The 6,254-nt window shown below is 74.6% G+C and carries 5 protein-coding genes; 3 read left to right on the top strand and 2 right to left on the bottom strand.

The window, feature by feature from the left end; all coding sequences use genetic code 11:
- The coding region (locus RM704_RS36555; RefSeq protein WP_311592182.1) for a tetratricopeptide repeat protein at positions 1–1,439 on the bottom strand (1,439 nt) is incomplete at its 3' end.
- Between the two features lie 89 nt (positions 1,440–1,528).
- Here RM704_RS36555 and RM704_RS36550 point away from each other — a divergent pair.
- A complete protein-coding gene (locus RM704_RS36550) occupies positions 1,529–2,935 on the top strand; it encodes an FAD-binding oxidoreductase (protein ID WP_033525007.1) in 1,407 nt (468 codons plus the stop codon).
- A 10-nt stretch (positions 2,936–2,945) separates the two neighbouring features.
- Here RM704_RS36550 and RM704_RS36545 read toward each other — a convergent pair whose 3' ends face one another.
- Positions 2,946–3,359, bottom strand: a complete 414-nt coding sequence (locus RM704_RS36545; RefSeq protein WP_033525008.1) for an SsgA family sporulation/cell division regulator — start codon at positions 3,357–3,359, stop codon at positions 2,946–2,948.
- A gap of 276 nt (positions 3,360–3,635) precedes the next feature.
- On the opposite strand from RM704_RS36545, the gene RM704_RS36540 reads away from it, so the two are divergent.
- Together RM704_RS36540 and RM704_RS36535 are read left to right on the top strand one after the other, a co-directional pair.
- Positions 3,636–5,375: an RDD family protein gene (locus RM704_RS36540; protein ID WP_078936912.1), complete on the top strand. Its 1,740-nt coding sequence runs from the start codon at positions 3,636–3,638 to the stop codon at positions 5,373–5,375.
- A 93-nt stretch (positions 5,376–5,468) separates the two neighbouring features.
- Complete coding sequence (locus tag RM704_RS36535; RefSeq protein ID WP_033525010.1) at positions 5,469–6,170, top strand: RDD family protein; 702 nt, start codon at positions 5,469–5,471, stop codon at positions 6,168–6,170.
- The last annotated feature ends 84 nt before the right edge of the window (positions 6,171–6,254 follow it).

Raw genomic sequence — 6,254 nt, 5'->3', positions numbered from 1 at the left:
GCCTCCTCCAGATGCCGCCGCCCCGCCGCCTCCAACCCCACCGCCCGCTCGATCACCCCCCGGTGATACGCGTAAGCCGCACTCCGCACCTCCCCACCCCGCGCCCGGTCCGTCGCCCGTCGCGCGAACCCCAGCGCCTCCTGGTCCTCCCCGGCCCGATGCAACGCCCACCCCAACGCATCGGCCACCCGCAACCCCGGCTGCCGCTCCCACTCCGCACGGAGCACCCGCACCGCCTCCGCCGGATCCCCGTGGTCCGCCTCCAGCGCCCCGAGGACCAGCGACTCGTTCACCCCGGCCGCGGCGGACCGCGCCACCAGCGCCCGCGCCACGCGGTACTGCTCCCGCGCCTCCTTCGCCCGCCCCAGCGACTCGTACACCTCACCCAGCCGCAGGGCCACTTCGGCGGACGGCCGCCGCGACAGCGCCACCCGGTACGCCCGCACCCCCTCCGTCGTCCGCCCCAGCGCGACCAGTGCCCGCGCCCGGCACGGCCCGGCCTCCGGCTCACCACCGGCCACGGCGGACCCGCCGGCCTCGCAGTACCGCAACGACTGCTCCGCCTCGCCCCGCTCCCAGGCCAGCTCGCCGGCCCTGACCCACCACGCCGCACCCGCGGCCGACGGCCCCGTGGCCGAGGTCTCGGTGGCCGCCGCGTCCGAGAGCGCCGCCGCCGCGTCCTCGCGCGCCCCCTGGTCCCAGTGGACCCGCGCCGCCCGCGCCCTGGCCGCCGGCCCGGAGTCGACGGCGAGCATCCTGCCCAGGGTCGCGCGAGCGGCCTTGTACCGGCCGAGCCCGTCGTACGCGTCGATGAGCAGGGCGTACGACGTCCAGCGCCCCGGCGCCACCCGTACGGCCTCCTCGCCCCAATGTTCCGCCGCCCGGAAGTCGCGGCGGGCGACCGCGAGGGCGGTGAGGCCTTCGAGGGCGTCCGCGTTGCCGCTCGGCCGGAGCCGCAGCGAGGTGCGCAGGGCGCGCTCGGCCCGGGAACAGTCGGTGACATCGCCGGTCCGGCGGGCCCGCTCGACGTACGCCACGCCGAGCACCGCCCACGAGACGTGGTCACGCGGACGGGCCCGCACCCGGGCCTTCCGCTCCCGCACGGTCGCGACCACATCGGGCAGCGCGGCAGGCACCCCGGCGGACACCACGGCGGACACCCCGGTCCCCCGTACGGCCGCCGCCCGCCGACCCTCCCGTCCGGGCCCGGCCGCGCCCGCCACCCGCGTCTCCCCGGGGCCGCCCCTGGCGCCCCCGTCCGGCGGCACCACCATCAGCACGCCCCCGAGTACGAAGCACCCGACGACGGCCCCCACCACCCCACCACCGCGCCCCCGGTACCGCCCCCGCCCGGGCACCCGCCCCGGCCACCGCGCCACGAGTGCCGCCCGCACCGCCCGTGCCGTCCGCGCCGCCCGCTCCTCGTTCTCCACAGACATGCCGTCACTGTGCGTCAATACGACGACCACATCCGGCACCCGAACGCTCGCGCCGACGGGTTCACACCGATGGCCGCGAGTGCGAACCTGTGATCATGAGCCGTATCCAAGCCCCGCCCGACGAGACGACCGGCAACCTCGTCGACCGCCTGCTCAGCGGCCTGCCACCGGAGGCGGTCCTCGTCGATCCCGACGTCACCGCCTCGTACGGACACGACATGGCGAGCTTCTGCGAGGCGGCCGTCCCGGCGGTCGTCGTCCTGCCCCGGACCGTCGAACAGGTGCAGCACGTCATGCGGACCGCCACCGAACTGCGCGTCCCGGTGGTCCCGCAGGGTGCCCGCACCGGCCTGTCCGGCGGCGCCAACGCGTCCGAGGGCTGTATCGCGCTGTCCCTCACGAAGATGGACCGGATCCTGGAGATCAACCCGGTCGACCGCATCGCCGTCGTCGAACCCGGCGTCGTCAACGCGGCCCTCTCCCGGGCGGTCAACGAGCACGGCCTGCACTATCCGCCGGACCCCTCCAGCTGGGAGATGTGCACGATCGGCGGCAACATCGGCACGGCCTCCGGCGGCCTGTGCTGTGTGAAGTACGGGGTGACCGCCGAGTACGTCCTCGGCCTGGACGTCGTGCTCGCCGACGGCCGGCTGATGTCGACCGGCCGGCGCACCGCGAAGGGCGTCGCCGGTTACGACCTCACCCGGCTCTTCGTCGGCTCGGAGGGCTCGCTCGGCGTCGTCGTCCGCGCGACCCTCGCCCTCAAGCCGCGGCCGCCCCGGCAACTGGTGCTGGCGGCGGAGTTCGCCTCGGCGGCCGCCGCCTGCGACGCGGTGTGCCGCATCATGGCCGGCGGGCACGTCCCGTCACTGCTCGAACTCATGGACCGTACGACGGTGAAGGCCGTCAACGACCTCGCGCACATGGGGCTGCCGGAGACCACCGAGGCGTTGCTGCTCGCCGCCTTCGACACCCCGGACCCGGCCGCCGACCTCGCCGCCGTCGGGGCGCTGTGCGAGGCCGCGGGCGCCACCCAGGTCGTTCCGGCGGACGACGAGGCGGAGTCCGAACTGCTGCTCCAGGCACGGCGGTTGTCGCTCACCGCGCTGGAGGCGGTGAAGGGCACGACGATGATCGACGACGTCTGCGTGCCGCGCTCGAAGCTCGGCGAGCTGCTCGACGGCGTCGACCGCATCGCCGAGAAGTACGACCTGACCATCGGGGTCTGCGCACACGCCGGCGACGGCAACACGCACCCCACCGTCTGCTTCGACGCGACAGACCCCGACGAGTCCCGGCGCGCCCGCGAGTCCTTCGACGAGATCATGGCCCTCGGTCTGGAACTCGGCGGCACGATCACCGGCGAGCACGGTGTGGGCATCCTGAAGAAGGAGTGGCTGGCGCGGGAGATCGGCCCGGTGGGCATGGAGATGCAGCGGGCGGTGAAGTCCGTCTTCGACCCGCTGGGCATCCTCAACCCGGGCAAGCTGTTCTGACGCCCTTCCCTCACTGGGCGAGGAGTTCGGCCAGGCCGTCGTCGATGCCCAGCATGTCGGACTCCGAGCCCGGCGGGACCATCCGCAGGGTCCGCTCCAGCCAGGCCGACACGGCGGCGGCGGGCGCTTCGAGCAGCGCGTCCCCGTCCGGCGAGCTGAGCGCCATCAGGACCACGCTCCGGCCCGACACCTTCGTCGGCCACACCCGCACGTCCCCGTGCCCGCACGGCCGGAACACCCCCTCGACGAGCAACTCCCGCGCGAACGTCCAGTGCACCGGCCGGTCGGAGTTGACGTGGAAGGTGATGTGGACGGCGTACGGGTCGTCGCCGCGGTAGCCCAGCTTGGCCGGCACGGGGATGCTGCGCTCGGGCGACAGGACGAGTCTGAGCTCCAGTTCGCGCTCCACGACGGTGTGCCGCATGGTGATCGTTCCTCTCTCGTGAGAGGGCCCGGGGGCGGGCCCGTACGAGTGAGAGGGGCGTGGGCCACGAAGCATTACGCGGAATCACGAAACTTTTTCCGACGAGTCCACCGACCGGCCGGCCGCCACCGGCTCCCGGCAGCCGGCGGCCCGCTCCGCCGTAGCAGATCCGTGCGCGAATGGGGCGGGTCCGGAGGCAGCGGTCATGGACCGTGCCGACGTCTGGTAGATCTGGATGCCTCCACCAAACCCACGAGCAGATACGGGACGACGGACATGAGCGCCCCAACCCCGGCCCCCGGCGACGACAGGCCCCGCGAAGGGTATTACCCGGACCCGTCCATTCCTGGATATGTCCGGTACTGGAACGGCGCCGCCTGGGTGCCGGGTACGAGCCGTCCGGCGCCCTCCGACGGTGAGCCGCTCGCCCCGCCGCCCGGCTCCGGCCCGCCCGGCGCCGTGGAGGAGACGGGCCCGCACTTCTTCGACGAGGACCCCGCGAGCGACGGCGACACGGCCAGGCCGGCCGCCGACAACGCCCTGCACGGCTCCCGCCCCGAGCCCGCCTCCGCGTGGGGCGCCGACCGCTCCCGCCAGACCGGGTTCGGCGGCGACAAGGACCGCCGGGTGTCCTGGGGTTCCGCCCCCGGCGCCGACCCTCGTCTCTCCCTCTCGGCCGGCCCGGGTGGTACGGGGGACACGGGAGGCGCCGCGGACGACACCGGCGTCCCAGCCGGCCCCACCGGCGCCGCGGGCTTCGGTGACCCCGGGCGTACGGCGAGCACGGACGGCACGGCGACCATCCCGCCGGCGGACTCCGACGACGAGGCCGGGTCCACGCCGGGCACGGTGGTCTTCCGGCGCCCGAACACCTCCGGGCGCCCGGACGCGTCCGACAGCGCGGAAACCCCGCCGTCGGACGGCACCATGACGTTCCGTCCGTCGTCCTCGCGCACGGGGCAGCAGGACGAGGCCGCCCCCGTGGCCCCGGCCCCCTTCGGCGTGCCCCTGACCCCGGCCCAGGTCGCGGCCCAACAGGCCCTGGGCCTCGCCCCGCAGTCCTCCGCGCCCGCGTCGGCACCGTCCGGCCCTCAGCAGGGCCCGCAGGCTCCGCCCGGTGCGCAGGGCCCTTCGGTGCCGCAGCAGGGCCCGCAGTCGGGCGGCACGGCCCCGGCGGCAGCGGCCTCCGCTCCGGCCCCCGGCCCCTCGGCGGTCGGTCCGGCCGCCCCCGCGAACCCCGCCGTCCCGGTCCCGCAGCCGCAGCCCGCGTTCGGTGGCGGCTTCCCACCTGCCCCGCAGTCCGCCCAGTCCCCGCAGGCCGCGCCCGCCCCGCAACTCGCTCCGGGGGTGCCCCAGCAGTCAGCGGCCCCGCAGTCCGCCGACACCCCGATGGCCGTCGGCATCGGCGGCGGGCAGCCCTCCTGGGCCCAGCAGGTGCACCGGCTGGCCGGGGGCGACGGGGAGCAGCCGGTCGCGCCGTGGAAGCCGGTCGTCGAGGACCCGTTCCAGGCGGCCGCGCGACGGCAGTCCGAGGCCAGGCCCGCGGGGCTCGGCAGACGGCTGGCCGCCCGGCTGGTGGACAGCCTGGTCGTCGGCGGCGTCACGGCCGTGGCCGCCGTGCCGTTCGGCACCAAGGCGGTCGACCACATCGACGAGAAGATCGACGCGGCCAAGCTCTCCGGCGAGAAGGTCACCGTCTGGCTGGTCGACGGCACGACCTCCGTCTATCTGGGCATCATCCTCGGCGTCCTGTTCCTCGTCAGCGCCCTCTACGAGGTGCTGCCCACCGCCAAGTGGGGCCGCACCCTCGGCAAGAGGCTGCTCGGCATCGAGGTCCGGGACATCGAGGGCCTGGAACCCCCGTCGTTCGCGGGCTCCCTGCGCCGCTGGCTCGTCCACACCGTCTCCGGGCTGCTCGGCATCGGTGTGATCGGCGTCCTGTGGTGCGTGTGGGACAAGCCGTGGCGCCAGTGCTGGCACGACAAGGCGGCCCGCACCTTCGTGGCGGGCGACTAGCGGTCACCCGCCCACACACCGGCCCCTCGACCCCGTACCCCGGACGGACCCGCGCCGGATGCGGCGCCGGGGGGTTCGCGGTCGACTCGGGCCATGAGTACCGAACCGCCGCCCTTCGGCTCCGGTCAGTCCCCGGACGAGGACCCGTTCAGGAAGCAGCCCCCGCCCCGGCAGGACGGCGGCTCCCCGTACGACCCGCCGCCCCGGCAACCGCCGTACGGGGGCGGCGGCGGGCAACCGCCGTTCGGCGGTCAGCCGCCCGGTGACCAGCCCCCTCCCTACGGCGGCGGTCCCTACGGCGGTGACCCCTATGGCGGTGGGCCGTACCCCAACGACCCGCTCTCCGGCATGCCGCCGCTCGCCGAGAGCGGGAAGCGGGTGCTCGCGCGGATCATCGACATGATCCTGGTGGGGATCGTGGTGGGGCTGCTGGCGTGGGCGTTCAGGATCAGCCAGTACACGGTGGACTCGGACGACTTCGAGTTCGGCAAGTCCCTGGGCCAGGAGGCGCTCGCGGCGGTCCTCTACATCGCCTACGACACGTTCTTCACCGTCAGGAACGGCCAGACCCTCGGCAAGAAGCTAATGAGACTGCGGGTGGCGAACCTCAACGACGGCTCCACGCCCTCCGTGCAGACCGCGCTGATCCGGGCTGCCGTGCTGTGGATCCCCTTCGCCTTCTGCTGTGCCTGCATCTGGACGGCGATCGCGGGCGGCTGGAGCTTCTTCGACAAGCCCTACAAGCAGGGTCTGCACGACAAGGCGGCCAAGACAGTGGTGGTCAGCACCGGTTGAGCGGACCGGTCCAGCCGACCGGTCGAGCACGGGGGGCGCACGATGACGGCGGGTCCGTGGTCCACGGGCCCGCCGAAGCGTTTC

Source organism: Streptomyces gottesmaniae, assembly GCF_031845845.1.
Lineage (GTDB): Bacteria > Actinomycetota > Actinomycetes > Streptomycetales > Streptomycetaceae > Streptomyces > Streptomyces akebiae.
Note: the sequence above shows the minus strand (reverse complement) of the source record. Positions and strands in the feature narration are given on the sequence as shown.

Bases quoted from the DNA above. Each gene is read 5' to 3' on its own strand.
- RM704_RS36535 (WP_033525010.1), top strand. From the start codon at position 5,469: ATGAGTACCGAACCGCCGCCCTTCGGCTCCGGTCAGTCCCCGGACGAG.
- RM704_RS36540 (WP_078936912.1), top strand. From the start codon at position 3,636: ATGAGCGCCCCAACCCCGGCCCCCGGCGACGACAGGCCCCGCGAAGGG.
- RM704_RS36545 (WP_033525008.1), bottom strand. From the start codon at position 3,359: ATGCGGCACACCGTCGTGGAGCGCGAACTGGAGCTCAGACTCGTCCTG.